Source organism: Myxococcales bacterium (genome assembly GCA_016706225.1).
Classification (GTDB): Bacteria; Myxococcota_A; Polyangia; order Polyangiales; family Polyangiaceae; genus JADJKB01.
Window position 1 is genome coordinate 1,100,078 of sequence record JADJKB010000021.1, and the last position, 24,468, is coordinate 1,124,545.

Below are 24,468 nucleotides of genomic sequence, written 5' to 3' on the forward strand. Positions count from 1 at the left end.
CCAAGTTACAAACCCAACGCACCTCGAACGAGCTGCACACGCTCGGTTCATTCCCGAAAAGATCGACATGACCCTCACCCCTCCGCGCCGCTTCTTGTGGCTGACCCTGCTGGCTGGAGCCTGCACCAAACCCACGCCTTCAGAATCAGGACCTGCCGGTGCCAATGCCTCACGCCCGGACGCCGCGACTCCAAGCGCGGCTGTTGCCCCGATGAAAGGCCAGTGCCCCCTCGAGCTCAGACCCGGCATCTCCCTGGGACCCCTGCGCATCGGAGAGAGTCGCGCCGAGCTCGAACAGCATGGCTTACCGGTCAAGCCGACGTCGAAACACGAGGCCACCGAGTTCGTCGAAGTCGGTCCATTCCACGTCGAGCTCTGCGGTGGCAAGGTCGTCGACATCTGGCTCGACGATCTGCGACAGGCCCCTGACTGTTTGACGTTCGCGGGCAAGAAGATCGAGCGCAGCATTGCGCGAGAGCAGCTGCTGGCGCTGTTCTCGGACTGCAAACCCGCGCCACCGCGCACCGGCGGGGAGTTCATGGAGTGTGAGCAGAGCGGCGTCCGTGTGGGCTGGGGCATGGGCGACTTCATTCAGTTGAGGATCGCGAAAGCAGGCACCCGCCTCGACGACACCTGTGAAATGCTGCTGGACGACGGCAAACCCGTGCCGATCTCCGCCGAAGAAAAGGCCAAGCTGCTGCAACAGGTGATCGATCTGGACGTGCTCGCGCCTTTCTGGCACCGAGATCTGCCGGGTCGAGACCCGCTCAACGTGCTCCAGAACGAGCTGGTGAGCGGCACTCCACCGCTGACCCTCTTTGGGTCGAAGGTCGTATACGTCGACCGCGGCCTGGCCGAGAAGAAGAAGCTCCCCTTCTTCGAGTTCACCAAGCTCTCGTCGAGCCAGACGAAGACCCGCATCGAGTTTCGCTTCCCGGTCGAAGGGGTCGTCGGGCACGCGGAGTTCGAGAAACGCCACGACGAATGGCGACTGACCGAGAAAAACGTCGCGGAACGCTGAACGCGCCGTGCCGCGAGCGGCGTGTTAGGCTTTGGCTTTCGGGAGGCCTGTTCATGCGGTCCTTGGTGCTTGGTCTTGGGGTGACACTTCTGCTTGGCGCTTTGCTCCCCGCTGCGTGCGCGGCCTCCGACAGCGGCGGCCCCGGCGCGTCGAACGGCGGCTCGGGTGGCACCAACGTCGGAGGCTCTGGAGGCCCGGATGGCTCGGCCGCTACGGGTGGTCTCGTCAGCGGCGGCGGCTCAGGCGGCGGCGGTGGACTCGACCCGGACGCCTCCTGTGCGAAGTACAGCCAAGAGGCCAAACAGGCCTCCGCGGCGATGCTGTTCGTGGTCGACGGCAGCGCCAGCATGGCGCAGAGCGCAAAGTGGGGAAACGCCCAGGCCGCCACCATCGCGGCCATCGACAAGGACGCTTTCGACAACACCTCGCTCGGCCTGGTGCGCTTCCCCGCGACCTTCACCGACCCGCCCAAGTGCCTGTGTGACTACGCCTGCGCGCCCCTCGGCGGCTGCGACATCGCAACCTGCAAGGCCCTCGCGTTCCCGACCGGCATCGCCTGCGGGGTTTCCTTCCTGCCGCAGGTACAGATCAGCGACTCGACCACCCAGAAGAGCAACCAGGGTGGGGTGCGCAAGCAGATCTACGATTACCTGGCCAGCCCGAGCAACGGCCCGGTCACCGACCCGTCGGATGCGTCTCCGATCTACGACGCAATGACGGCCGGATACACCGCGCTCAGAGGGCAGAACATCGACCGGCGCATCATGGTGCTGATCACCGACGGTGGGTTCTCGTGTACCTCGGTCTCGAACCCGGTGCGGCCCGGCTACACCGACGGAGCCTGCAACGACTGGGAGTACCCCGACAGCGTGAACGCGCTGATCAAACAAAACTACGACGACCCGCAGAAGCCGATCTTCACGTTCATCGTCGGGGTGCCGGGCTCGGACAGCACCGGGGCCATGCAGGGCACGTATGCGACGGCGCCGTACAACATGCTCCTGGCGCTGAGCACCTACGCCGTGACGGGAGCGCCGAGCTCCGTGCCGGCCGACTGCGACAAGACGGCGAAGTTCACGCCAACCGGGGCAGCGCCGACCAAAGCCTGCCATTTCGACCTGTCGAAGGCCGGCAACTTCAACGCCGATCAGCTGGCAACGGCCATCGAGCAGATCCGCGGCAAGGCGCTGGGTTGTGTGTTCGACATTCCGACGCCGCCCCCGGGTGAGGTCGTCGACAAGAACAAGACCAACGTGAACCTGACGCTCGAAGGCAAGACGGACACCCTGCCGAAGCGCTCGGATCCGACCGACACCTGCGCAACCAGCCCGTGCTGGGATTTCAAGGGCGAGAAACAGATCGAGCTGATCGGCAAGGCGTGTGAGGATCTGTCGAAGGCCAAAGACGCCAAGGTCGAGATCTTCTCGGGCTGCACCCAGATCATCAAGTGAGCGATGTCCGAAGACGACGCAAAAAAGGCCATTCTCTCCCGGCGCGCGCGCTTCGTCGCGGCGGCGCTCGCCAGCGCAGGGCTCGTGGTGTCGACCGCCAACTGCGGTGGTGATACCGAAAAAGACAAGGGCGACGCCTCCGTCGGCGGCAGCGGCGGCACGCCCCAGCCCTGTCTGTCTCCGCCCCCGGGCGGCAGCGGCGGCAGCGGCGGCACACCCGAACCCTGTCTCGGCATGCCCGCCGGAGGCTACGCCGGCTACGCTGGCGCGCCGGGGCCGTGTCTCAGCGCGCCCGCCGGAGGCTACGCCGGGACTGGACCCGAGCTCGACGCGGACATCGCCGACGCAACGGACGCGAACGAAGGCTCGGACTGAGCGCGGCGCGAACGCCGGAGGTCAGCGCAGGCCTTCGCCGCCAACGTACTCGTCTTCCCAGTCCTCACCGTCGAAGGGCCAGTACTCCTCGTCATCACCCAGCCAGCGCTCGGCTCTGAGGGAGTCGACGATGGTCTGCGGCAGGAGGCCCTGTGACAAGGCCTCGACCTCGACCTCGAGGGAGCGTTTCTCGCCGAGCACGGTCTCGATGCGGCCGAGGCGCGCGCGGCGCAAGAGCCGCGACAACCGCCGGTCGAGCCGCACCAAGGCATCTTTTGCCAGCGCAATTTGCTGGGTCTCGACCTTCGCGCGCGTCTTCGAGGCGTCCGCGTAGAGCTGCGTCGCGCGCTCGCGGTCCTTCTGGATCACTCCCATCAAGTCCACATCGGTCGTGGCCTTCATGACCGCGGCCGACGCCGGCGAGACGGCGGAGCGCCCGGCCCGCGCCCGGAGCTCGAGTGCCTCGAGCTGTTTCTTCAGCTCGTCGAGCCCGGCTTTGTTCGAGCTGGTGCGCTCGGCCTCCCGCATCAAGCGTCGGACCTCGGCGATCTGCGCCTCGATTCGCTCGATCTTGTCCGGAATCGAGTCACCGATGGGGCCGGCTGCCTGCGGGCGCACCCCTTTTGGTGTCGCGAGCTTGCGCGCCGCTTCGTCCAGATCGTTCATCGCACCGCGCAGACCCGAGAGCTGAATGTCGAGCTGGCCGAGCCGGCGCGACGCAGTGCCGTAGCCGCTGTCGATGCGCATCAGTGCGCCGAGCGTGCGCGCCACCGCCGCGTCGATCCCCAGGTTTGCCGTGGCCGGATCCGAGCCCTCGCGCACGGTCTCGACCAGGCGTTTGACCGCGGTGTCTTCCTTCGAGACCCGACGCGCCGCATCGCGAACTGGGTCGTAGCGCTTCAAGAACTCGCGCAGCTTGGCGTCGGCACGGAAGAACTTGCACGTCGCAAGATCGATGTACGCATCGAGGATCCAGGCCTCGTCCTCGTACGGGTGGTTCAGCTTCATCGCCCGAAGCTCGCTCATCACCTCACGTGCGCCCTCGTAGTCCTTGGCTTCGTAGCGCGTCGTCGAGGCCTCGTAGAGCGCCTCCGGCAGGCGATCGGAGTCCTTCGGCACCAGGTAGTAGTAGTAACGCGCGTCGTCGAAGCGGTACTGCTCGTGGGCAACCCGACCCAGGCCCAGCCGCGCGAGATCGCGCACTCGAAAGAAGTCGCTACCGCCGAAGAGCGGGGCTTTCTTGGGCGTGCGTTTGGGGTCGGCGACCTTGCAGAAGAGGTTCTCGCCCTTCTTCAGCTGTCCGCGCTCGACCTCGATCACCCCCGAGAGGTAGGTCGCCTGAGCCCAGAAGCGGGACTTCGGCGAGACCTGCGCGTACGCAGCCAGAGCGCCAGTCCTGTCCTTCTTGCGCTCGAGCGCGCGCCCCTTCAGGTACGCAATGTCGCCGCGCAGCTCTTCGGGAGCGGACGTCGGCACCTGCGACAGATCTTTCAGGAACACGTCGAGCTGCTCACTCTCGAGCCCGATCTCGACCATGCTGCGCGCGGCGCGACGGTAGTTGGTCTCCTTCGCGTCGCCGGTGAGCAGGCGCAGGAGATAACCCCGCGCGAGCTCGTACGCACCCGCACGACCGAGCGCGTCGCCGAGCAAGAACACCGCCGCGCGCCCCTCGGCGCTGGTGGCGAATGGGAGAAAGCGTGGCTGCTCGACCAGGTACACCAGGTCGCCGATGGCCTCGTCCCGGCGGCCGTTGACGAGCTTCTCTTCGATGGGCCCGAGCTCGTCCCGAAGACGTTGCGTGCTGAGCGGCGCGGTGGCCGCGAGCTGCCGCTTCGCGAGCGCCTTCTGGTACGCCTGCATGCCCTCGGAGCGGGTGTCGGGTTTGCCTACGCTCGGTGGCAGCTCTGCCGCAGCATCGCCGCCCTCTGCCGCTGCGCCCGCTTCGCCTTCGGCCGGCTTCGCAGCCGTCTCGCCAGACGCGTCGGCCTTGGACTCCCCGTCCTTCTTGGCGTCTTCCTTCTTGGTGTCTTCCGGCTTGGACTCGTCCTTCTTCGCGTCGTCCTTCTTGCCGCCGGTCTTCTTTGCGCCAGCCTTTTTGGGCTCGGGCGTGGCGGGCTCGTCTCCATAAGGGTTATCCCCTGCCGGTTTCGCGGGTTTTCCCTTGGTTTGTGCGCCTGCCGGAGCCGCAAGGGCGGAGGACAGGACAAGACACGAAACCCAGGCCAGGCGCCGAAACATCAATCCGCCACCTTCGCGCGCAGCTTGACGTTGAGCTCGTACGTGCCGTCCTGATCGTCCGGGAAGTCCACGGCCATGTCGGAGTCGTCCTCGAGCTCGACCTGAACCTGCACCGTCTTGCTCTCTGGAACCACGATACTCATCTTCGTGCTCTGCCAGGTCTTGTACTCGCGGCCACGGGCGTCCACCCGCTCGATCTCGACCCCGAGCACGTGATGCCCGGGCGCAACGGCGTGCTCGTAGACGGGCTTCTCGTCGTCGGCACTGAAGCGATCGCCGGCGACGTACACCACGCCGTCGTCGAGCGTCACGACGAACTTGCTGATGCGCGCGTTGTCTCCGTCGGTCTCCACCAGGACCTTGAGCTTGCTCTTGAAGAGCGTCGTCGTGAGCGCGGCCACGCGGCTGCGAAGCGCCGCGATGTCGCCGAGAAGTCGGTCGTACTCCGCCGGCGCCGGCTGAGTTCCGCCATCGGGAAACTCGTTGGCGCGCGGAGTGAGCGGTGAGGGTTTGGTCTTTTCGTCAGGGCCTTCCGCCCGCTTTGGCGGCGGCTCACCCAGATCGGCTGCGCTCGCGCCAGGCGGAACGGCGGGCTGGTCCTCGGGTTTGTCCTTGGGCTCCTTCTTGTCTTTGTCGTCCTTGTCGGCCGCCTTCTTGTCCGGCTCTTTCGGCGGCGCAGCGCCCTTCTTGGGCTGCGCGAGCGCGACGAGCGCAAAGAGCACGATGAACGAAGCGACCGAAACGAGCAGGGCTTTCTGGCGCATGAGCGGGTTCCGAGGTTATCACGCGGGCGGGGCCCCCGCGCCGGCCGAAAAGCGCAGTGATCCAAGGGCTTTGTGGCAGACACCGGGCGGGGCCCGGGTCGGGTCCCGTCCACTCGGGCGGACACGGCCGCGACGTCCGCCGGAGATTTGCCCGCCGTCCGCGAGTCGCGACACACGGGCACGTGCCCGTGTGTCAGCCCGTGCCAACCAGCGAGCGAGCCCCCGAGTTGTTCGAAGCTTTTCGTCTGGTATGCTGATTGCTGGGAGCTGATCGGGGAACCATGAAACATCGATTGATGCGGAGCTGTGTCGTGGTGCTGGCTAGCGCCTTGGGCTTGGTGGGTTGTGGCGGCGATGACGGCGGCGAGACGCAGAAGAAGGACGTCACTCTGCCCGAGCCCGGCGGCACCGGCTGGCAGTGGACCACTGGGCCCTTCGACGTCGCGTCCGGCGAGGAGCTGCAAGACTGCTATTTCTTCGAGGTGCCGGGCGACAAACCGGTCTTCGTGAATCGCATCACGCTGGCTCAGAACCAGGGCACGCACCACATGAACGTGTTCCGGGTGAAGAGCAAGAAACCACTCGACGGCAACTCGGGCGATGTGGTCAAGGGCGGCGAGTGCTGGAACAGCGGCAACTGGTCCGACTGGCCCTTGGTCACCAACTCGCAGTCGGGCGGCGAGACGGAAGACTGGAATCTCCCCGATGGCGTCGCGCTCAAATTCGAGCCGGGCGAGAAGATCATGCTGCAGAGCCACTACGTGAACGCCAACACCCAGAAGACCCCGACTCGCGGCAAGGTCGTCGTGAATTTCTACGGCGCCGAAGAGGCGAACGTGGAGCACGAAATGGGGACGTCCTTCGCCACCAACCAGAACATCCGCGTTTGCCCCGGCGACAAGGACAAGACCTTCGAGGCCACCTGCAAGATCGCGCCGGACGGGCCAGTGACCGTCAACGCGGCCAACGGGCACTTCCATAGTCGCGGTCAGAAGTTCACCATCAATGCCTGGGATCCCACCAATGGCAAGGGGACTCAGTTCTACGAGAGCAACGTCTGGGACGATCCGCCGTTCACCAAGGACATGGCCGTGCCCATCGTGCAGGGCGGTGGCATCAGCTGGACGTGTGACTTCTCGGCTCTGGCCAACGAGTGCGGGGATCCCAACGACGACTGCTGTTTCACCTTCGGGGGCTTCGTTGAGTACCAGGAGCACTGCAACTCTTTCGTCTACTACTGGCCGAAGGGCGCCACCGACAAGAACTGCTTCTGATGAGGTCCGCGCTCGCCATCGTCGTGTTCACGGCGGCGGGCGTGCTCGGGTGCAGTAACGAGAGCCCTTCGCCCGGGACCGGCGGGTCAGGCGGCAGCGCGGGGGGCGCACCGCTGACCGTGGAGCCATACCTCTACATTGCCGAGGGCAGCGGCTCGTTGCTCCTGCACGAGGGGGATCCGATCGAACTGTGGGGCGCGCCGCAGGGCGGGCACTGGTCCCGCATCGGCGCGCGGGTCGGCGGCTTCGGGACCGACACCGCAAAGCTCGTCGTCCGTGCGCGGGACCCGGACACCCAGACGGTCATCGTCGAGGCAACGCGCACCGCGCCGATGGTGCCGGTGGAAGGCGCACCCGGCCTGATGCAGCCAGACCCGACCAACATGTACAACATGGCTCACGTGCCCCTCTGCCCCGCGGACGACGGGCGCGGGATCGACGGCGCGAAGCTGCTGCTCGAGGTGCAGGTCATCGAGCTCTATGGCGACTTCTCCGAAGGCACGACCAGTCTCGGCGTCGTCCCCCGCTGCCCATCGGAAGCGGGCCCTGCGAGGGACTACTGCACGTGCGAGTGCGGGCCAGACTACGTGCCCGGCAAGTGCGCCAGCCCGACCAACGGCTGAGCCAATGTGCCAGGCTGTGCCGTGCCCAACGGGTGCAACTGACGGAAATCACTAGCCGCTGGCCTGGCACTGTCGTTGCAGTATGTTCGCTCACGGGCTCCACATCAGAGGGAGGGCCCGAGAAGGACATCGACCCATGCGCCGTAGCCACCTCGCCATCGCCGGGACAGCCCTGGCCCTGATGATCGCAGCCAAGAGTCAGCCCGCCCAGGCCTGCGGTGGAACGTTCTGTGACTCCGGTCCCTCGGCGATGCCCGTCGATCAATCCGGAGAGAACGTGCTCTTCGTGATGGACGGCAAGACCGTCGAAGCGCACGTGCAGATCCAGTACGAAGGAGCTGCGGAACGCTTCGCGTGGATCGTGCCGATGCCAAAGGTGCCGGACGTGCAGGTCGGCTCCGCCTTGCTGTTCAATGCGCTGCTCCAGGGCACGGTGCCGAGCTACGGCTTCACCCAGCAGACCGATGTCTGCGAGGATCTGTCGGGCAACAAGGACTCGGCCGGAAACTTCGGCGCGGGCGGCGCGAGCGCGGGCGGAAGCGGCGGCGCGGCCGGGGGCGGCGGCGGAGGACCCCAGGTCGTGTACGAGAAGACCGTGGGCGCCTTCGAGGTCGTGGTGCTTCAGGGCGGCACGGCGGACGAGGTCAGCAAGTGGCTCAGCGACAACAGCTACCAGAACGCGCCGAATTCCGCCCCGATTCTCAAGGACTACGTGGACAAGAACTACGTCTTCGTGGCCATCAAGCTGACGGCGGGCGCCAACAGCAACGAGATCCACCCGCTGGTGTTCCGCTACGAGGGCACCGAGCCCTGCGTGCCACTGAAGTTGACCGCGGTGGCGGCGACCGAGGACATGGGCGTGCGCACCTTCTTCCTGGGCGACGACCGCGTCGTGCCGACGAACTACAAGCACGTCACCATCAACCCGGCGCGGCTCGACTGGTCGACCATGGGGCAGAACTACAAACAGGCGGTGTCCCGCGCCGTCGATAGCCCGGTGGCGAACGGCAAGGCCTTCGTGACCGAGTACGCAGGGCAGAGCAACGTGGTGAGCCAGTTCTCCTTCTACAACCCGGGCTGGAATTCGACGGTATTCGAGACCATCGACCCGACGTCCGTGATCGACGCGCTCGGCAACATGGGGCTCGCCTACTGCTATGGCGGCGGCTACAACCCGGAGAACGACTGTCAGTACAGTCACCCGCTGGTCAAACCGCTGCTGTCCCAGTACCTGCCGGTGCCGGCGGGTCTCTCCCCGGCCGAGTTCTACGGCTCCCTCAAGCTGTACGCGGACAAGATCGACGTCACCAAGTGGAACGCCACGGAGTTCGCGGCGGACTTCAAGCTCCGCATCCAGGACCCGGCGAAACACGCCGCGGACATCACCTCGAAGTGGCCCTACCTGACGCGCCTCTTCACCACCATCTCACCCTCGGAAATGAACGAGGATCCGGAGTTCCACTCGCAGCCCGGGCTCGATCCGGTGCAGCCCGGGGCGATCGGACTGCGCCACACCAACTGCTGCGGCACGACGACGATGGAGCTCGCCGACGACGTCAACGTCGCCCTCGACAAGCAGACCGGAACCTGGCCGCTGTGGGACAGCAACATGCCGTGGGCCGATCAGATCGAGGAGTTTCCGCTGAACGGTGACAAGATCACCCTCGTCGACAACAAGCACAAGATCGCCGAGCAGCTCAGCTCTTGGAACGCCAAGAACAAGGGCACCTGCGAGACCGGCGCCACCAAGGGCGGCGTGAAGGACACCGGCGACGTGCTCGAGACGGCGGGCGCCGTGCCCAGCTGTGCCGTGGGCGGACAGAGCCCACTCACCGCTTCCCTGTTTGCACTGGCTGCGGGTAGCCTGGGACTGTTGCGCCGGCGCCGCCGCCGCAGCTGAGCACGGGGGGGAACCATGAGAGCGACGTCTCGACGATTGTTGGCGTGTCTAACTGCCGTAGCAGCGCTGGGGCCCCGGGCAGCAGACGCCTGCGGAGGGACGTTCTGCGACAGCGGGCCGCAGGCGATGCCGGTGGATCAATCGGGCGAGAACATCCTGTTCGCGCTGGATGGCACCAGCGTCGAGGCGCACGTGCAGATCCAGTACCAGGGCTCGGCCGACCGCTTTGCGTGGGTCGTGCCGATGCCCGAGGTGCCGGACGTGACCGTGGGCTCGCAGCCGCTGTTCACGCGCCTCTTGCAGGGCACGGTCCCGACCTATGGCTTCCAGTCGCAGTTCGACAGCTGCGGACCGAACGGCGCCGGCGGCGGTCTCGGTTTCGGCGGTCAGACCTCCTCCGGCGGCAGTGGCGGCGCAGCCGGTGCCGGCGGCGGCGGGCCGCAGGTCGTGTTCGAAAAGACCGTGGGCGCCTTCGAGGTCGTGGTGCTCAAGGGCGGCACCGCGGTCGAGGTCGTCAGCTGGCTCAACACGAACAACTACCAGACCATCCCCGGCGCCACGCCGGTGCTCCAGGAGTACGCCGACAAGAAGTACGTCTTCGTTGCGGTCAAGCTCACCGCGGGCGCCGGCCTCGACGAGATCCATCCCCTCGTCTTCAAGTATCCGGGCAACGAACCGTGTGTGCCGCTCAAGCTGACGCGGGTCGCTGCAACCGAGGACATGGGAGTGCGGGCGTTCTTCCTGGGTGATGATCGCGTCGTTCCGGCAAACTACAAACACGTCACGCTGAATCCGGCGCGGCTGAACTGGCCCGGATTCGTCGACAACTACACCCAGGCGGTGAGCCACGCCGCCGACAGCGCGATCGCAAATGGCAAGGCGTTCGTCACCGAGTACGCGGGGGCCAGCAACATCATCCAGACCTTTGGGGTGTGGAGCGCGACCTGGAACCAGCTCCCGTTTCAGACCATTTTACCTGAAAAAGTGGTCGACGAGCTCAACAAACAGGGGCTCGCGTACTGCTCGACGGGCAATGCCTGTATCTACCAGCACCCCCTCGTCTCGAGCCTGTTGCATCAGTATCTGCCGGTGCCGACGGGCGTGAAGGAGGACGACTTCTACACTTGCTTGAGCTGTTACCAGGCGCAGATCGACACCACCAAGTGGAACGCGGCCGAGTTCGCCGCGGCCTTCAAGCTGCGCATCATCGACCCGGCCGTGCACGCGAAGGCGCTGCTCGCGAAGTGGCCGTACCTGACCCGGCTGTTCACCACGATCTCGCCGTCCGAGATGACCGAGGATCCGATCTTCCGTCCTGCTCCCGGTGAGCCTCCGGTTGCGCCGATTCAGACCGCCGTGCAACGCATCACGTGCAGTGGACAGCGCGGCATGATCTTGCCCGACTCGCGCGAGGTCGCCCTCGACGGCCTGGCGTGGCCACCCTGGGACAGCCTGATGCCCTGGGTCGAAGAGATCGAGGAGTACCCGGTCGGCGGGACGAAGATCACGTTGGTGGACAACACCAAGAAGATCGATGCCCTGCTGACGGAGTGGAACCAGAAACAGGGTTGGCCGCCGAGCGACGGCTCGGGCGGCAGCGGAGCCAATGGCTCGGGTGGCTCGAGCGGGTCGAGCGGGTCGAGCGGCTCGGGTGGCTCGGGCGGAAGCTCCGGCTCGGCAAAGATGGAGCCTGCCGGTGGCGGGGGCTGCGGCGTGACAACGAGCTCTCCGCTGACCGGTGCGGTCGTGATCGGTGGCATCGGGCTGCTCGGGCTGCTGCGCCGGCGCCGCCGCGGATGAGCGCGGGCTGAACGCGGTGCCACGGCGGCTCGCCGAGCCACGCACGGCCGATGCGGATGGGTGCGTGCCGTCCGAGCTCGGAAGCTACCGCCAGGTCGCAATGTACCGGGCGCCAGTCGGAGTGGTGCCGACGTCGACGCGCACGTCATTTCGCCCCGCGACGCGCAACACCGTCGCGATGCCGATGCGCGTGGCCCGGATCGGCCAGGCCGGCGCCCCGGGCCAGTCCAGCAAGCTGATCTCACCGCGCCCGGGCTCGGGGATCGCGGCGACCAGCCGTCCGCGGTTGTAGGAGCGGGCGAACACACTCGGCGTGCGGGAAACCAGCGCCCGGTCGCTGGTCAGCCGGAGGAGCAATCGCCAGACCGTACGCAGCGTCCGCTCGATGCTGATGTTCGCGACGCGCTCGTGGAAGGTTGCCACGTCACTGCCGATCTCCCCGGCGATCTCGGTGAACGCCGCCTCCATCACGTCGATGGGCATCCACTCGATGGCCGTCGCCGTGGAGTACCGGGTCCGCGCTTCCTCGGAGAGCCGCGCGAGCGCGCGCTCGATCACCGCCTGATCGCCGACCAACTCCGCCGCGACATCCCTGAGGCCGCAGGCGAGCGCGCCGGAAACGCTGGGCACCTGAGCATTCACCACGCGGAGAGCATACCGCACCGCGCCGGACGCACGCCGTGCGTTCTCCGCATTCGTCAGAGGGTCGGGGTGCCTTCGAATCGGGCACCCAGCTCCCGGCACAATTCTTCGAGGTGCTCTTGGTCGACCTCGGTGAAGGCCGCGGGGTCATCCGAGTCCACGTCGAGCACACCCAGCATGCGGCCGTTCGGCGTGATGATCGGCACGACGAGCTCCGAGCGCGTCGTGGTCGAGCAGGCGATGTGATCGTGAAAAGCACACACGTCGGGGACCAGCTGACTGCTGCGCGTTCGCACCGCCGCGCCGCAGACGCCTCGGTCGATGCTGATGCGGAGACAGCCGTGCCCGCCTTGATAGGGACCAATCACCAACAGGTCGGGGCGAACCAGGCGGTACACCCCCGTCCAGGCGAAGTACGCGAAGGCCCCATGCAGCTCGGCGACGGTCGTGGCCATCGCCGCGACCCAGTCGTCCTCGCCCTCGAGCAGCGAGAGCACCGTCAGGAACACCTCCCGGTAGCGCCCCTCACGCTCAGCGGGGGTTGCCGCCAACGCGAGCGGCTCGCGCTTGCCGCTCATGCCTTGAGCTGCGCGGCAACGGCCGCCGCCGCCTTGGCCGCGGCCTCTGGGTCACCGAGGTAGCGGCTCTTGATCGGCTTCAAGTCGTCGTCGAGCTCGTAGACCAGCGGGATCCCAGTCGGAATGTTCAGCTCCACGATGTCGGTCTCGCTGATGCCATCGAGGTGTTTGACCAGCGCCCGAAGACTGTTGCCATGCGCCGCGATGATCACCCGCTCACCTCGCCGGAGCGCCGGCGCAATTTCGGACTCCCAGTACGGCAGAAATCGCTCGACGGTGTCCTTCAGACACTCCGTGGCGGGGATCTCCTCTTTGCGTAGCCCGGCGTAGCGCGGATCCTTGCCCGGAAACCCAGGGTTGTCGGCCTCCATCGCCGGCGGAGGAACGTCGTAACTCCGCCGCCAGATCTTCACCTGGGCCTCACCGTGTTTCTGCACGGTCTCGAGCTTGTTGAGCCCCTGGAGCCCGCCATACATGCGCTCGTTGAGGCGCCAGGTCTTGTGCACGGGGATGTACATCTGATCGAGGCCTTCGAGCGTGAGCCACAGGGTCTTGATCGCCCGCTTGAGGTACGAGGTGTACGCCCGATCGAAGACGAGCCCTTGTGCGCGCAGCAACTTGCCGGCGTTTTCGGCCTCGAGGACCCCCTCGGGGCTGAGCGGCACGTCCACCCAACCGGTGAAGCGATTCTCTTTGTTCCACTGGCTCTGCCCGTGTCGCAAAAGGACGAGACTCTTCATCACCACTCCTCTCAGGCCCCTGCGGAGAGCCCAGACGCTCGCGTTCAACTGCTGAAGGGAAGAAACACGCTGAGCCCGCCCATCAGCGAGACGTCATTGACGATCTTCTCGACACCGAACGGCGCGCGGTGGTTACGGACGTGATCCCGCGCGTCGAGCCGGAACGCCAGCCACTGGGCGAGATAGAACTTGAGCCCGAAGCCGCCGGAGCCCGTCAGGCCGAGGCCGCCGGTCTCACTCGTATCGGTCGCACCGCCGCCGAGCGACAAGTAGAAGTCGAAGCGGTGAATGGCGCCGCCGAACCAGCGCACCTTGCCGTAGGCCATGGACCAGATCAGGTGACCCAGGAAGAGCTGCACGTCTTCCTCGGGTGACTCCTGAAACTGCACGAGCCCCTGCTGGCGATCGATGATGGCCTGAAGCAACCCGTACTTCTGTCGCGTGCGGAAGTACGAGGCCTCGAGCCCGAGGTCCTCGGAGAAGTGGAAGGTGTACGCGCCGCCGTACACCGGCGCGCCGTCCGCGAGGTCGGCTGCGTACCAGCCACCCATCGGAGAGAGCTCGTGGCGGAGCGCCTTCTTGAACAGCCGGGGAACCACGCCACGGTAGGCCCGCTTGCCGATGAGCTGCTCCTTGAGGGCCTCGTCGACGCACTGCGCCTCCGCCCGCGACGGGACGAGCACCACGAGCAGGCTGGCCGAAAGGGCCATTATCAGCAGAAGTCGGGGGGCCAAGCCGAGACACCGATATCATAGGATGGCGCTGGCGCGGCTCGTTTATGCTGGGGCGGCCCCGTTTTTGGGGGAGCCGAGCCGGCCCCCTCCGGGCCCGAGGACAGGCGATGCCGAAGAAGACCCCGGTCCAATTGGCCGTGCTGGCCGCGATCGCGCTTTCTGCGCGCCCTGGGAACACTCAGCCCGGGGCGACCGCCGGGGCCCCACCCGCGCCCGAGGCGACCAAGGACTGTTCGAGCGGCCGGCAGGGCGCGCTCTCGGAGCTTGCGTGTGAGGTGGGCCGGGCGCTCACCAAGCTGCCCGCGGGCGCCCTGGTGGTATCCGCCCCGCTGACGACGGACACCAAGCTGCTCGACGCCAATGCCTTCACGACTCGGCTCACGAGTGTGCTCGCGGGGGCCCTCGGCCTGAAGAGCAGCAGCGAAGCCGCAACCCTCGCGCGCGCGCGCACGCTGGCGTCCCAGGCCGGCACCTTGGTCCATCTGGTGCCCGAGATCCGGGGCGGCGAGCTGCGCTTGACGGTCGACGTCTATCCCGTTCCCAAGAGCTTCTGGGATCGCGTGCGAGATCCCGAACCGAACCCACGCGCACACGCCTTTGCGAGCCGGCGACTCGACGCCGAGCTGCGCACCTTCTTGCCACCAGTGCCCTTGGTCGCGAAGCGCACCGACAAGGCGACCAGCGGAGAGCAGAGCCCGGTCGCTGTGGCCTGTGGCGATGTGAACGGCGATGGATCGCTCGAGCTGGTGCTCGTCGGGCGCAGTCGCGTGCAGCTCGGTCGGGTGCGCGCTGGCCGCTTCGTCGCGTCGGCCACCGCGACGTGGGCGCAGCTTTCACCCCTGTCGCGTTCCCCTCTGCGAGAGCCGATCGGCAGCGCCTGGATCGAGCCCGGCCGCTGGGTGGACGTTGGGCTCTCCGACCGCCTCGACGCCGTGCGGCTCGACGCGAGCTTCGCTGCAAGAGGCAAGCTGGGGCGGCGCCTGCCATGGCCCGGCGGCGGTTGCGCGAAGATCCAGGGTACGAGTGTGCGCCCAGAAATCGACGCTTGTGTCGTCGGCGACTCGACGCCCGTCGTGAGCCCGATGGAGCGACCGAGCGACGCGCTCGGCGGCGCGAACCTCGTCGGCCGCGACGGGAAAGCCAGAAAGGTGCGGGCGATGCGGGCGTTCAACGAGAGCACCGTGCTCTTGAGAGACGACGCGGGTCACACGGCAAGGCTGGAGGGGGCAGGCGCACAGCTCGCGGTGGGGGATCTGGACGGTGACGGCCAACCGGAGATCCTCACCAGCGCCGACACGCTGGACGATGGCGGGGACGCGCTGATCGTTCACACCTGGCAGGACGACTCGAAGCTGGTGGAGCGCATGCGCATCGCCGTCAAGGGCGGTGTGCGGGCGCTGGCCGTCTGTCCTCCGGAAGGCGCGGGTCTATCGCCGGTCGTGGTCGCACTCCCAGGTGAGCTGTGGGTGATCCGTTGATCGGAACCACCCGTCGCGCCGTCTTGGCAGCGGGTGCAGCGCTGGCCTCGGCGTTCATCGCGCCGGGCGTGACCTTCGCGCTCGGACGCAAACCCTACGGTGGTGTGCTCAAGCTGCGCTGGCCCTGGCCCCTCGACATCCTCGATCCACACGCAGCCGACGACGGCGCGTCGGCGCTGCTCGGACCGGCCATCGCCGATCCGCTGTTCGCGCTCGACCCGAGCGGGCGTCCGTATCCGGCGCTGGCCGCGCAGTTACCGGAGGCCGTGAAGGGCGGCACACGCGTGGTGCTCCGCCCCAACCTCCTCTCCGGACGCGGCCTTCCCCTCGACGTGCGCGACGTGCTCGCATCACTCAACCGAGCCGAGCGCACGGGTGGGGCTGGTCTGCTCGCGGCGCTCGGCAAACCCGCGCCGGATCCGAAAGACTCCCTCGCATTCCTGTTCTCGCAGCCCGACCCAGTTCTCTGCGCGACGCAGCTCTCGAGCCCGCTACTCTCGATCTTGCCCCGGGGATTTTCCCGGACAAAACCCGATGGAACGGGGGCTTTTGTGGCGGAGGTCGGGCGCGATCGCTGTGTGCTTCGGCGCAACCCGAACGCGGCCCGCGGCGCGGCCTTCCTGGACCGCATCGAGATCCGCGCAGCGTCGGATCTGGCGGATGCACTTCGCGCGTTCGAGGCAGGCGAGAGCGACGCCAGCTGGCTCGGAGAGTTCTTGCACAAGCCGCGGCCCGGCGCGGTGAAGTTCGACGCGGGGGCCATCGGCTACGTCGTGCTCCGGACGGGCAAGGACGCTGGAGTCTGGGGCGCACCCGGGGTGGCGCAGAAACTCCTGGACGCGATACCCACTGGGCGGCTTGCTCACCTCGGGATCACGAACGCCAGCGGAGGCCGCGGCGGCGACGCAGCCTGGGGAGGCGACGCCGCGGAGATCGTCGTCACCGAGGGCGCAACCCACCTGGAGCAAATCGCGAAAGAGCTCGGAGCCATTCTTTCCCGGCCGGGTCACGAGCTTCGGGTCGCCATGCGCCCACGCACCGAGGTCGAGTATCGGCGTGAGCGCGGACGCTTCGCGGTCATGCTCGACTTCGCACGTCCCGTGGGCTCGGGCGGCGCGGCTGGTCAGCTCGCCATGCTCACCGCGGCGAACCCGGCGCTGGCGCGCAAACCCGTGCTCACGAGCTCGGGCAACCCGCGCGACGTGACCACCACCCTGTCAGTTGGTGTCGTGGGTCAGCTCCGGGCGACGGGCGCCCACGCGGCGGGCCTCCACGAGCTCGCCGCGTTCGACCTGGGCGCCGTCTGGCGCAAGTGACAACAGCCCAGAATTTCAGCCGCAGCGCCGTGCGAATTGCTTCGTTCAGACGCTACGGGGACGGCTCAGCGTCACTTCGGCGCCATGCGTAATGCGCCGTCGAGGCGGATCGTCTCACCGTTCAGCATCGGGTTGTCGACGATGGCGAGCACGACCTTGGCGTACTCCGCAGGCCGCCCAAGTCGCGGCGGGAAGGGCACCGTTGCTTCGAGGCTCTTGCGTGCCTCTTCCGGCAGCCCCGCCATCATCGGGGTGTCGAACAGCCCGGGCGCGATGCACACGACGCGGATCCCGGTGCGCGACAGCTCACGGGCGACTGGCAAGGTCATGCCGGACACACCGGCCTTCGACGCGCTGTACGCCACCTGTCCGATCTGACCATCGAACGCTGCGATGCTCGCGGTGGTCACGATCACCCCGCGCTCGCCCTCGCTGCTCGGCTCGTTGTCCTGCATGGCGTGGGCGGCCAGGCGCATCATGTTGAACATGCCGATGAGGTTCACGCTGATGGTGAGCGCGAACAGGTCGAGCGGCAGCGGCCCTCCCTTGCTGACGAGCCGCCCCGCGGTGCCGATGCCCGCACACCCGACGACGATGTGCAGACCGCCAAGGTCTTTCTTCGCCGTCGCGATGGCGGCGAGCATGGCCGGCTCGCTGGTCACGTCCGTTTCGACGAAACGCACGGCGTCGCCGAGCTCTTTGGCGAGTGCCTCGCCGGTCTCCTTGGCGCGGTCGACGATCACGACCTTGGCGCCGGCGCCAACCAGGGCCTCCACGGTGGCTCTGCCGAGACCCGAAGCTCCGCCGGTGACGAGTGCAACTTTGCCTTTCGCGTCCACGTTTTCCTCCTGTCCGCGCTGAGGCGGGCGGCCGAGCTTAGCAGCCTCGGTGCTCGTGTCAGCGGGCGAAGCGCCGGGCGCGGAAGGCGTCGATCTCCGCGCGCACCCGAGCGCGCAACGCGCGGCGGGTCTCGCGTCCGGCGCGCGGCGCGAAAATCACGCCGAGTCCCGCCCCCACTGCAACGCCGACGACAAAGGCACCCGCACCGGGCACGAGGAGTGAGGTCCCTCCGATTGCACGCACGGCTCGCGCAGCGTCCTCGGGTTTGACCTCCGCGAGCTTCTTCACCGCGATCTTCCCGAGCTCCGCAGCGACGTCGACCACCATGGCCGGCATGTTACTCGGCAGGCGCCGGCAGTCTAGAGGTCGCGGAGGTTGATGGCACCGATGTAGTCGTACTTGCCCACGTCCACGCCGTTGTGCCGCAGGATCGCGTACGCGGTGGTGACGTGGAAGAAGAAGTTCGGGACGGCGAACTCGATCATGTAGTCGCGCCCGCTGAGCCCCTTGCCCTCCATGAACGTGAGCGGGACCACCCGGGAGTCCGCCTCGGCGAAGTCCGCCGGCTTGAAGCTGCCCAGGTACTCGCGCACCGCGCGGACCCGCACCCTGATCTCGTCGAGCGTCTGCTCGGTGTCCGGGTGTTTGGGCGCTTCCTTGCCGGCCAGCCGCGCCGCCAGGAACTTCGCGGCGTCGCAGGCGGACTGCACCTGTCGGATGAGCGGGAACATGTCCGGGGCCAGGCGATCGTTGAGCAGCACCTGCATGTCGAAGCTGCGTTTGGTTGCTTGCTCGGAGGCCTTGTCGAGCCAGGCGTCGAGGTTACCGAGCAGCTTGGAGATCTGAACGATGTTCGCGTGATAAATTTCCTGCATGGGAGGCGGGATTTGAGGCCGTGAGCCGGCGGCGTCAAGGGGGCTCGCGCGCGTCGGCCAAGGGCCCCGAGCGCGGTCCCCCGGTGACCGCGAGTCGAGCGGAGCTCCAGCGAGAGCTCGTCGCGCTCGGCGTCGACCTCGAGCCATTGTCGCAAGACTGCTAGCGCCGAGCACGTTGCGGCGAGCCTGGTGAGCCACTCCGCGAGCGGAGGCGCGCCGGGTCACCTTCGAACGAGCAGTGCGAGGACGGCAATCATCAGGGTGAAGATGACGATGGCGGCCGCCGCGATCGGCAGGCCCAGGTTGCGCAAAGGAACGCGGGGTTGCTCCAGATAACGCAGCTTCTCCAGCAAGATCCGGTTGTCGTTCTCGACCTCTCCCACTCGCAGGGCATCTTCGACGTGGTGTTGCGCGCGCCGCTCCGCTCGCTCGAGCGCGGCCTCCAAGTCGGCGATCTGCTGCAAGAGCGCCTGGCGGTCGTCACGATACTCGGACACCGACCCATCATATCGCGGGTCGCCGCGCTGCGAAACCGCAGGCGCGCAGTCGCGTCAGCGGCGAGCACCTGCGAGGGGCGGCAGCTACTTCGGGATCGGCGGGACCACCACCGGGTTGATCGGCACGATGTTCATGCCGGCGGGGTAGCCGTAAGAGACGTTGCTGGTGAAGGTCGAGGTGAGCGGCGTGCCCCAGCCCCAGACCGTCACGCCGAACGGCGCGTCGCTCGACATCTCGTGGCGACCGGTGGAGCAGCCGCCGACGGATTGGAAGTTGCCCGTCGAGAGATCCACGCGCGTCCACTCGTAGTCCCCAATCGGCTGCCAGCCACTCACCACACCGGCACAGTCGAGGGTGACGTCCGCGAACTGGCCGCCGAGCTTGCCGCGCACGAGCACCAGATTCGTCTCCGGATAGGTCGGATCGGCGAAGAACACGTAGCGGGGCATGTACTGCTGTGGCGGGACCATCAGCACGAAGTCGGCGTCACCGTACCCGTCCATACCGGACACGAACGTCGAGCCCGTCATCAGCTGGAAGAGCATGAACGGATGCTGGTCGTCCTGGCTCTTGACCACGAACGGCGTGCCGGTCTGGAGCTCCGCCACCTCGCCCCGGCCGAGCGTCGCAGGACCGGTCACACCGCCCGTCCACGTCAGGTTCGTCCCGTCGACCGCCCCGACCAGACGCCACACCGCTGGCTCGGTCTTGCGCGGGCGGTGCATCACGCCGACGTACTCGCTGCCCATCGCCCGCACCGGCGGGATCATCTGCTCCGCGTGATCGGCATACGGCACTCCCACGGGCACATTCATCGACATCTGACCGCCCATGAGCCCAATGGGTTTGTTCGACGAGAGCACACTGCCGGTCAGCTCCGCGTTCTGCGAGAACTGCGCCATCTCGCCGGCGTCGAGGCTGAACGTGATGGGTGTGTTGGCCGCGCCGCTCGGCAAGCCACCGCCGCCCGTCACCGTCGCTACCGGCACCAGCGTCACGTCCGTTCCGTCCTCTTTTGCAATCACGTTCATGGACGGCGGCGCGATGCCGTACTTGTAGGCGTTCACGGCGATGTAGTTCGTGTCCCAGGCGCTGGTCGGGATCAGCAGTGACGCCCCTGTCACCGCAGCGTTGCCACCGCCGTAGGGGCTGATCTGATAGCTGACCACTGGCACGTCCGTCTTCAGATGGAACGCGTGGCTCTTGCCCGTGCCGTGCACCATAGGGCCGGTCGTCATGGCCGCAGGGACCGGACAGTGCGCCTTCTCCGTGCCCTGTGCGCCCGCCAGGAAGAGGATCGCGACGCCGCCTGGCGCGATCCCCTGGGTCACGCTGGTGGCGTTGAGCTTCAAGCTCGGACCGGACCCCTGCGGCACGTAGGCGTACTTGTCGATGTCGATGGGCGCGCCGTTCAGCTCGACGCTGATCTTGGCGGGCGTGTCCCAGGTGTTGGCCACGATCACCGCAAAACAGATCTGGTCCCCCTTCCAGAAACTGGAGTCGTTCACCTCCATGAACGTGGGGAAGTACTCACAGCCCACCGACTGTTTGGTCTTCTCGGCGACACTGCAGGCGTTCTCGCACTTGCCACTGCCGGGATCACAGCCGTTCGCTCCGCTGCACGTCTGGAGCTCAACCCCCTGACAGCTCAGGACCTTGTGAAAATCCGTGGAGCACTTGGCGACACAGCCGTCACCGCCGATGGCGTCGAGGTTCAGCGCGCCGTCCCCGGCGTTGCCCCCCGCCCCGTCGAAGGGCGGCGCGTCGACGCTGGCGTCGCCGGCCGTTCCGCCGACCCCCGCGTTCCCACCGAGGCCCGGTCCGCCGCCGCCGTTGCCTCCGGCCGAGCAACTCCACACCAAGAGCGCGCCCAACCCGATCCCGAACGCAGTGTGCACAAAGCGCCCGCTCCAAACCTTGGCCATGGCGCAGCGTAGCGCCCGGTGGGCGTCGAACCAAGCGCGGGGCTCGCAGGCAGCGCGCCACGCCAGGTCGTGCCCGTCGCGCACAGCCTCGCTCGACCGCGGCACGGCTGATGTGCTCTCGGCGTGAGCCCGGAGGTCGAGACGTTCCTGGTGACCGGCGCGGTGCGGCGAGGTGACGCCGTCGTGCGCGCACCCGCGCTCCTTGCCTTCGGGGAGCAACATGCGCTGGAAGCATCGGAAGCCACGCACGCGATCCCGCTCCCGGATCCCCTCGAGCACTCTCCGGAGACGTCCAGCGGCGCCGTCTCCGAAGGCTGAGCGCGCCCCAAGCGCGAACTGACGGCCGAGCTCTGGCTTCGGCGACCGCTACCAAAGCCCTGACCAGCGCGATGACGCTCAAGCAGCGGCGGCGTGGATCGGTGTGCACTGCCGGGCGATCTTCCACAGCACGTCGACGAGAAAGGGCAGGTGTGTGTCGAAGAGGATCTTGCCCGTAGTCATCAACGACACCGCGATGTCGCGCTCGGGATCGGCGTAGCAGAAGACGTTCATGAAGCCGATGTGACCGAAGGCCTTGCCGAGCCCGGGGCCGAAGGGGCTGATGCGCGGGGCGCCGAGCATCAGCCCCTGCCCGTAGCGCACCGGGAACAAGAGCACGCGGTCGAGCTCCATGTACGCGGTCTCCGCGTAGGCGCGCTGGAGGGTCCGGGCCTCGAGAATGCGCTTGCCGCCGAGCTCGCCGCCGCGCAAGAGGAGCTCGAACAGGCGGCTCACTTCGTTGGCCGTGCCGATGACGTTCGCCGAGGGGATGACGCGCCGGTAAAAGCGCGGATCGTTCGAGAGCCGCGTCGCCTGCTCCCAGGTCAGGCCGAGCGCACGCCGCGTCACGATCGAGAGGGGAAATGCCATCTTGCGCCCGGTGACGTGGTTCTTGGCCACGTCGTCCTCGCGCTCGCGCGGCACACCGTAACCCATGAGATCAAAGCCGAGCGGGTCCAGGATCTCCTTTCGGACGACCTCGTTCACACTGTGGCCCGTCGCCTGTCTCACGATGGCGCCGAGCAGGTAGCCCCCGGAGAGCGCGTGATATTCCAGCCTGCGACCGGGGGCATGGCTGGGCTTGGCGTCGCACAGTCGCTCTACGCACTCCTCGAGATCGAACAAGATCTCCGGCTGCTCGCTCGATCCCGGCACGCGCGGCACGCCCGCCCGGTGAGCGAGCAAATGCGCGATGGTCACTCCACCCTTGCCGTGTCTTGCGAAGCCGGGCACGTAGTCCGCCACTCGATCCTCGAGCCGCAGAGCGCCGCGCTCTTCGAGCAAGTGGATGACAATCGCGGTCACCGCCTTGGATGCCGAGAAGAGCCCGAACGGCGTCGCTGGCGTGGCAAGCACGGCGCGCGCGGCAGCCGGCTCGTCCGGCCCGTTTCCGCGAGCATGCCCGATGGCGCCATCTAGCACCACGTGCCCGCGACGGCGTATGCAGAGTCCAATCGCCGGGTGGACGCCGGTCCGGTACAGGCGCTCCACGCTGCGCCAGATTGCGTCACAGGCCGCTCGCGTCATGCGCGCTTCGCGCAGGACCGCGGCGTCGATCGTCCGCCGCGCGCTCACCTGCGCGGGATCCGATGGCACGTCGATTCGCCCGTTCGGCATGGCGTCCCATAGTCTCGCCTCAGTTGCCGGTCCATCGCCACCTGTGTTCTCGGCAGCCGGACCGACCACTGCAGCTCATTCACCCAGCTCCACGCTCACTTGCGCCGGACGCTGAGGATACCGTAGCGCCCGGGTTCGAGCCGCGGAGTCGACGTGCGCGTCGTGATCGCTACGGCAGTCGAGCCGGCTTGCCGACATCGCCGCCGTTGCGCACGTATCCGACCACAGCCTCGGAAAGTGCGTTGTCGAGCTTCACGCACTTGGCGGTGACGTCACCCATGGTGGCGCCCTTGCACTCCTTCTGTCGGTCCTTGAAGGACTTGTCGAGCTTGGCGTCGTTGCGCATCACGTCGCGCATGCCATCGTCGATCAAGCGCCACTCGACCCGCGCGCTCTTGGCCTTGGGCGGCGAGCTCAGCGTCAGCTCTTCTTTCGCCAAGGTCACACACGAGCCGTTCCAGCGCAGCGCGTCGTAGCCGCCTCCGGCGCCGCTGACCTGCATGCCACCGAGATCGTCACTGCGGTGCCGGAGCACCAGTACCTCTTCGTCGAACTCGAGCTCGTCGCTGGACGCGGCGCCGCCGGACGCGTTCCAGGCTTTGGTCTTGCGCGTCAGGTATCCGCGTGTCCACGGCGAGCCCTTCTTGAACATGGCCAGCGCCACACTGGGGAAGTTGCCCTGGCAGAGGCGGTTGGTGAACGCCGACGAGGGCACGCAGAGTTTGTCGTCCTTCTTCGCGCACTCGGTGGGGAGCTCGGTGATGGGCGCGTTGTCAGCCTTGGCCTTCGCCGCGGCCTCTTCGTCGAGCTTGGGTTCGGTTTTGCCGGGCTCGCTCGACTTCTCCTCGATGCCCGGCGATTTGGCGGACGAGTCCTGAGCCTTCTGACCACCACAAGCCGCAGCCACGGCGAGGGACACGATGAGGGTATGGCGCAACATGAGACCGCCTAGTTTTTCGAACACCCGACGTGTCGTCAAGCTACGTTCGACCGATGATCTGCGTGGCCACGGCGACGACGATGCTCACGATGAAGAGCGCGAGCGTCACGCCACCGAGGGCAAACAGGCCTTCACGCTTGGCAATTTCAGGAAAAGGGCGGTTGCTGACCATCACCGGGCGCCCCTCCATCAAGGAGACACTTTGACCACCTTGGATCACCTCACCCGAGACGTGGAGCACGTCCCCGCTGCCAATGGTGTCGACGCTGAGCTCGACCGGCACACCCACGTCGAGGCGCTCGCGGGCCTGAAACGCGTTCTTGGCAGCGACCAACTTGTGTTTGAGCGCCTCCGATACACCGGGCGGCGCGTTGTGCTCGAGGGACCCCTTCCAGGTTTCTCCTCGCTCGAGCTCGAGCTCGGCAGTTCCGAGCGGTAGCTCGAGCTCGCCGGAGCCGTCGCGCAGCACACACGGCAAACTCTGGCGCTCGGAGTAACAAGGCCGACCACTGGCGAACAGCCGGAGGGAATAGGCCAGGCAGGGCCGACCGCTGATGGGGCTGGTGAGCAGCAGCTCACGCTCGGATTGCGATGCGGCCAACCCAACGAAACCCTGCACGCGGCGCGGACCGGAGGTCAGCTCACCGATGGGTTTGGTCGCACGCGCTGCGAGCCTGGAGAAGGTCAGCGCACGCCGGAGCGCCCCGCCCGCGACCTGACTCACCACCAAGACCCCTGCGAACAGGCCCAGGGCGCAGAGAACGAGCACGACCACGAGCGGAGACTGCACGACCCCAGTA

Annotated in this window: 24 protein-coding genes; 10 read left to right on the top strand and 14 right to left on the bottom strand. The window is 67.1% G+C overall.

The features are described from left to right. Positions 1–67: 67 nt before the first annotated feature. Genes IPI67_29600 through IPI67_29610 form a run of 3 tightly spaced genes read left to right on the top strand, consistent with a single transcriptional unit; the run spans position 68 to position 2,847 of the window. On the top strand, positions 68–1,021 hold the full coding sequence (locus IPI67_29600; GenBank protein ID MBK7584347.1) for a hypothetical protein: 954 nt from the start codon (positions 68–70) through the stop codon (positions 1,019–1,021). Positions 1,022–1,074: 53 nt separating this feature from the next. Further along, positions 1,075–2,472: a VWA domain-containing protein gene (locus IPI67_29605; protein MBK7584348.1), complete on the top strand. Its 1,398-nt coding sequence runs from the start codon at positions 1,075–1,077 to the stop codon at positions 2,470–2,472. A gap of 3 nt (positions 2,473–2,475) precedes the next feature. Beyond that, on the top strand, positions 2,476–2,847 hold the full coding sequence (locus IPI67_29610; protein ID MBK7584349.1) for a hypothetical protein: 372 nt from the start codon (positions 2,476–2,478) through the stop codon (positions 2,845–2,847). A 21-nt stretch (positions 2,848–2,868) separates the two neighbouring features. On the opposite strand, the gene IPI67_29615 is transcribed toward IPI67_29610, so the two are convergent. Then, positions 2,869–5,085, bottom strand: coding sequence for a hypothetical protein (locus tag IPI67_29615; GenBank protein MBK7584350.1), 2,217 nt, complete (start codon positions 5,083–5,085; stop codon positions 2,869–2,871). Beyond that, the gene (locus IPI67_29620) at positions 5,085–5,849 is read right to left on the bottom strand and encodes a hypothetical protein (protein ID MBK7584351.1); all 765 of its coding nucleotides are present in this window, start codon (positions 5,847–5,849) and stop codon (positions 5,085–5,087) included. Before IPI67_29620 ends, IPI67_29615 begins: the two co-directional genes overlap by 1 nt. 281 nt (positions 5,850–6,130) lie before the next feature. On the opposite strand from IPI67_29620, the gene IPI67_29625 reads away from it, so the two are divergent. From IPI67_29625 to IPI67_29640, 4 genes are all read left to right on the top strand, one after another. After that, positions 6,131–7,123, top strand: a complete 993-nt coding sequence (locus IPI67_29625; GenBank protein MBK7584352.1) for a hypothetical protein — start codon at positions 6,131–6,133, stop codon at positions 7,121–7,123. Next, entirely contained in the window at positions 7,123–7,746 is a 624-nt protein-coding gene (locus IPI67_29630) for a hypothetical protein (protein MBK7584353.1), read from the top strand. Before IPI67_29625 ends, IPI67_29630 begins: the two co-directional genes overlap by 1 nt. A 136-nt stretch (positions 7,747–7,882) precedes the next feature. Further along, positions 7,883–9,646 (top strand): DUF2330 domain-containing protein, encoded by a 1,764-nt coding sequence (locus IPI67_29635; protein ID MBK7584354.1) that lies wholly within the window; start codon positions 7,883–7,885, stop codon positions 9,644–9,646. 15 nt (positions 9,647–9,661) lie between these two features. Then, complete coding sequence (locus tag IPI67_29640) at positions 9,662–11,446, top strand: DUF2330 domain-containing protein (protein MBK7584355.1); 1,785 nt, start codon at positions 9,662–9,664, stop codon at positions 11,444–11,446. Between the two features lie 84 nt (positions 11,447–11,530). Here IPI67_29640 and IPI67_29645 read toward each other — a convergent pair whose 3' ends face one another. Genes IPI67_29645 through IPI67_29660 form a run of 4 tightly spaced genes read right to left on the bottom strand, consistent with a single transcriptional unit; the run spans position 11,531 to position 14,116 of the window. Continuing rightward, positions 11,531–12,091 carry a hypothetical protein gene (locus IPI67_29645; protein ID MBK7584356.1) on the bottom strand — a complete coding sequence of 187 codons (561 nt, stop codon included), beginning with the start codon at positions 12,089–12,091 and terminating at the stop codon, positions 11,531–11,533. A gap of 53 nt (positions 12,092–12,144) precedes the next feature. Beyond that, positions 12,145–12,666, bottom strand: coding sequence for a GAF domain-containing protein (locus tag IPI67_29650; GenBank protein ID MBK7584357.1), 522 nt, complete (start codon positions 12,664–12,666; stop codon positions 12,145–12,147). Further along, entirely contained in the window at positions 12,663–13,406 is a 744-nt protein-coding gene (gpmA, locus tag IPI67_29655; GenBank protein ID MBK7584358.1) for a 2,3-diphosphoglycerate-dependent phosphoglycerate mutase, read from the bottom strand. Before gpmA ends, IPI67_29650 begins: the two co-directional genes overlap by 4 nt. Positions 13,407–13,450: 44 nt before the next feature. Then, positions 13,451–14,116 (bottom strand): outer membrane beta-barrel domain-containing protein, encoded by a 666-nt coding sequence (locus IPI67_29660; protein MBK7584359.1) that lies wholly within the window; start codon positions 14,114–14,116, stop codon positions 13,451–13,453. A 131-nt stretch (positions 14,117–14,247) separates the two neighbouring features. Here IPI67_29660 and IPI67_29665 point away from each other — a divergent pair, with 131 nt between their 5' ends. Both IPI67_29665 and IPI67_29670 read left to right on the top strand, forming a co-directional pair. Next, entirely contained in the window at positions 14,248–15,618 is a 1,371-nt protein-coding gene (locus IPI67_29665) for a hypothetical protein (protein ID MBK7584360.1), read from the top strand. After that, positions 15,615–16,934, top strand: coding sequence for a hypothetical protein (locus IPI67_29670; protein MBK7584361.1), 1,320 nt, complete (start codon positions 15,615–15,617; stop codon positions 16,932–16,934). Before IPI67_29665 ends, IPI67_29670 begins: the two co-directional genes overlap by 4 nt. Positions 16,935–17,005: 71 nt before the next feature. Here IPI67_29670 and IPI67_29675 read toward each other — a convergent pair whose 3' ends face one another. The 5 genes from IPI67_29675 to IPI67_29695 form a co-directional block, all read right to left on the bottom strand. Further along, on the bottom strand, positions 17,006–17,773 hold the full coding sequence (locus IPI67_29675; GenBank protein MBK7584362.1) for a 3-hydroxyacyl-CoA dehydrogenase: 768 nt from the start codon (positions 17,771–17,773) through the stop codon (positions 17,006–17,008). Positions 17,774–17,831: 58 nt separating this feature from the next. Further along, positions 17,832–18,101 carry a YtxH domain-containing protein gene (locus tag IPI67_29680; GenBank protein MBK7584363.1) on the bottom strand — a complete coding sequence of 90 codons (270 nt, stop codon included), beginning with the start codon at positions 18,099–18,101 and terminating at the stop codon, positions 17,832–17,834. Between the two features lie 32 nt (positions 18,102–18,133). Next, complete coding sequence (locus IPI67_29685; protein ID MBK7584364.1) at positions 18,134–18,649, bottom strand: DUF1993 domain-containing protein; 516 nt, start codon at positions 18,647–18,649, stop codon at positions 18,134–18,136. 221 nt (positions 18,650–18,870) lie between these two features. Beyond that, a complete protein-coding gene (locus tag IPI67_29690; protein MBK7584365.1) occupies positions 18,871–19,146 on the bottom strand; it encodes a hypothetical protein in 276 nt (91 codons plus the stop codon). Between the two features lie 84 nt (positions 19,147–19,230). Continuing rightward, on the bottom strand, positions 19,231–21,072 hold the full coding sequence (locus tag IPI67_29695; protein MBK7584366.1) for an IgGFc-binding protein: 1,842 nt from the start codon (positions 21,070–21,072) through the stop codon (positions 19,231–19,233). A gap of 123 nt (positions 21,073–21,195) precedes the next feature. Here IPI67_29695 and IPI67_29700 point away from each other — a divergent pair, with 123 nt between their 5' ends. Next, positions 21,196–21,390 carry a hypothetical protein gene (locus tag IPI67_29700; protein ID MBK7584367.1) on the top strand — a complete coding sequence of 65 codons (195 nt, stop codon included), beginning with the start codon at positions 21,196–21,198 and terminating at the stop codon, positions 21,388–21,390. 78 nt (positions 21,391–21,468) lie between these two features. Here the strand turns inward: IPI67_29700 and IPI67_29705 are convergent, their stop codons facing one another. The 3 genes from IPI67_29705 to IPI67_29715 all read right to left on the bottom strand — a co-directional run bounded on the left by IPI67_29705 (position 21,469) and on the right by IPI67_29715 (position 24,458). Continuing rightward, a complete protein-coding gene (locus IPI67_29705) occupies positions 21,469–22,728 on the bottom strand; it encodes a beta-lactamase family protein (GenBank protein MBK7584368.1) in 1,260 nt (419 codons plus the stop codon). A gap of 169 nt (positions 22,729–22,897) precedes the next feature. Next, positions 22,898–23,668: a hypothetical protein gene (locus IPI67_29710; GenBank protein MBK7584369.1), complete on the bottom strand. Its 771-nt coding sequence runs from the start codon at positions 23,666–23,668 to the stop codon at positions 22,898–22,900. A gap of 40 nt (positions 23,669–23,708) precedes the next feature. Beyond that, a complete protein-coding gene (locus IPI67_29715) occupies positions 23,709–24,458 on the bottom strand; it encodes a hypothetical protein (GenBank protein MBK7584370.1) in 750 nt (249 codons plus the stop codon). Between the last annotated feature and the right edge of the window lie 10 nt (positions 24,459–24,468).

What these genes read in the sequence shown, in the direction of transcription:
- IPI67_29600 (MBK7584347.1), top strand. Translation starts at nt 68, where the DNA reads ATGACCCTCACCCCTCCGCGCCGCTTCTTGTGGCTGACCCTGCTGGCT.
- IPI67_29605 (MBK7584348.1), top strand. Translation starts at nt 1,075, where the DNA reads ATGCGGTCCTTGGTGCTTGGTCTTGGGGTGACACTTCTGCTTGGCGCT.
- IPI67_29610 (MBK7584349.1), top strand. Translation starts at nt 2,476, where the DNA reads ATGTCCGAAGACGACGCAAAAAAGGCCATTCTCTCCCGGCGCGCGCGC.
- IPI67_29615 (MBK7584350.1), bottom strand. Translation starts at nt 5,085, where the DNA reads ATGTTTCGGCGCCTGGCCTGGGTTTCGTGTCTTGTCCTGTCCTCCGCC.
- IPI67_29620 (MBK7584351.1), bottom strand. Translation starts at nt 5,849, where the DNA reads ATGCGCCAGAAAGCCCTGCTCGTTTCGGTCGCTTCGTTCATCGTGCTC.
- IPI67_29625 (MBK7584352.1), top strand. Translation starts at nt 6,131, where the DNA reads ATGAAACATCGATTGATGCGGAGCTGTGTCGTGGTGCTGGCTAGCGCC.
- IPI67_29630 (MBK7584353.1), top strand. Translation starts at nt 7,123, where the DNA reads ATGAGGTCCGCGCTCGCCATCGTCGTGTTCACGGCGGCGGGCGTGCTC.
- IPI67_29635 (MBK7584354.1), top strand. Translation starts at nt 7,883, where the DNA reads ATGCGCCGTAGCCACCTCGCCATCGCCGGGACAGCCCTGGCCCTGATG.
- IPI67_29640 (MBK7584355.1), top strand. Translation starts at nt 9,662, where the DNA reads ATGAGAGCGACGTCTCGACGATTGTTGGCGTGTCTAACTGCCGTAGCA.
- IPI67_29650 (MBK7584357.1), bottom strand. Translation starts at nt 12,666, where the DNA reads ATGAGCGGCAAGCGCGAGCCGCTCGCGTTGGCGGCAACCCCCGCTGAG.
- gpmA (MBK7584358.1), bottom strand. Translation starts at nt 13,406, where the DNA reads ATGAAGAGTCTCGTCCTTTTGCGACACGGGCAGAGCCAGTGGAACAAA.
- IPI67_29660 (MBK7584359.1), bottom strand. Translation starts at nt 14,116, where the DNA reads ATGGCCCTTTCGGCCAGCCTGCTCGTGGTGCTCGTCCCGTCGCGGGCG.
- IPI67_29665 (MBK7584360.1), top strand. Translation starts at nt 14,248, where the DNA reads ATGCCGAAGAAGACCCCGGTCCAATTGGCCGTGCTGGCCGCGATCGCG.
- IPI67_29680 (MBK7584363.1), bottom strand. Translation starts at nt 18,101, where the DNA reads ATGGTGGTCGACGTCGCTGCGGAGCTCGGGAAGATCGCGGTGAAGAAG.
- IPI67_29685 (MBK7584364.1), bottom strand. Translation starts at nt 18,649, where the DNA reads ATGCAGGAAATTTATCACGCGAACATCGTTCAGATCTCCAAGCTGCTC.
- IPI67_29695 (MBK7584366.1), bottom strand. Translation starts at nt 21,072, where the DNA reads ATGGCCAAGGTTTGGAGCGGGCGCTTTGTGCACACTGCGTTCGGGATC.
- IPI67_29705 (MBK7584368.1), bottom strand. Translation starts at nt 22,728, where the DNA reads ATGCCGAACGGGCGAATCGACGTGCCATCGGATCCCGCGCAGGTGAGC.
- IPI67_29710 (MBK7584369.1), bottom strand. Translation starts at nt 23,668, where the DNA reads ATGTTGCGCCATACCCTCATCGTGTCCCTCGCCGTGGCTGCGGCTTGT.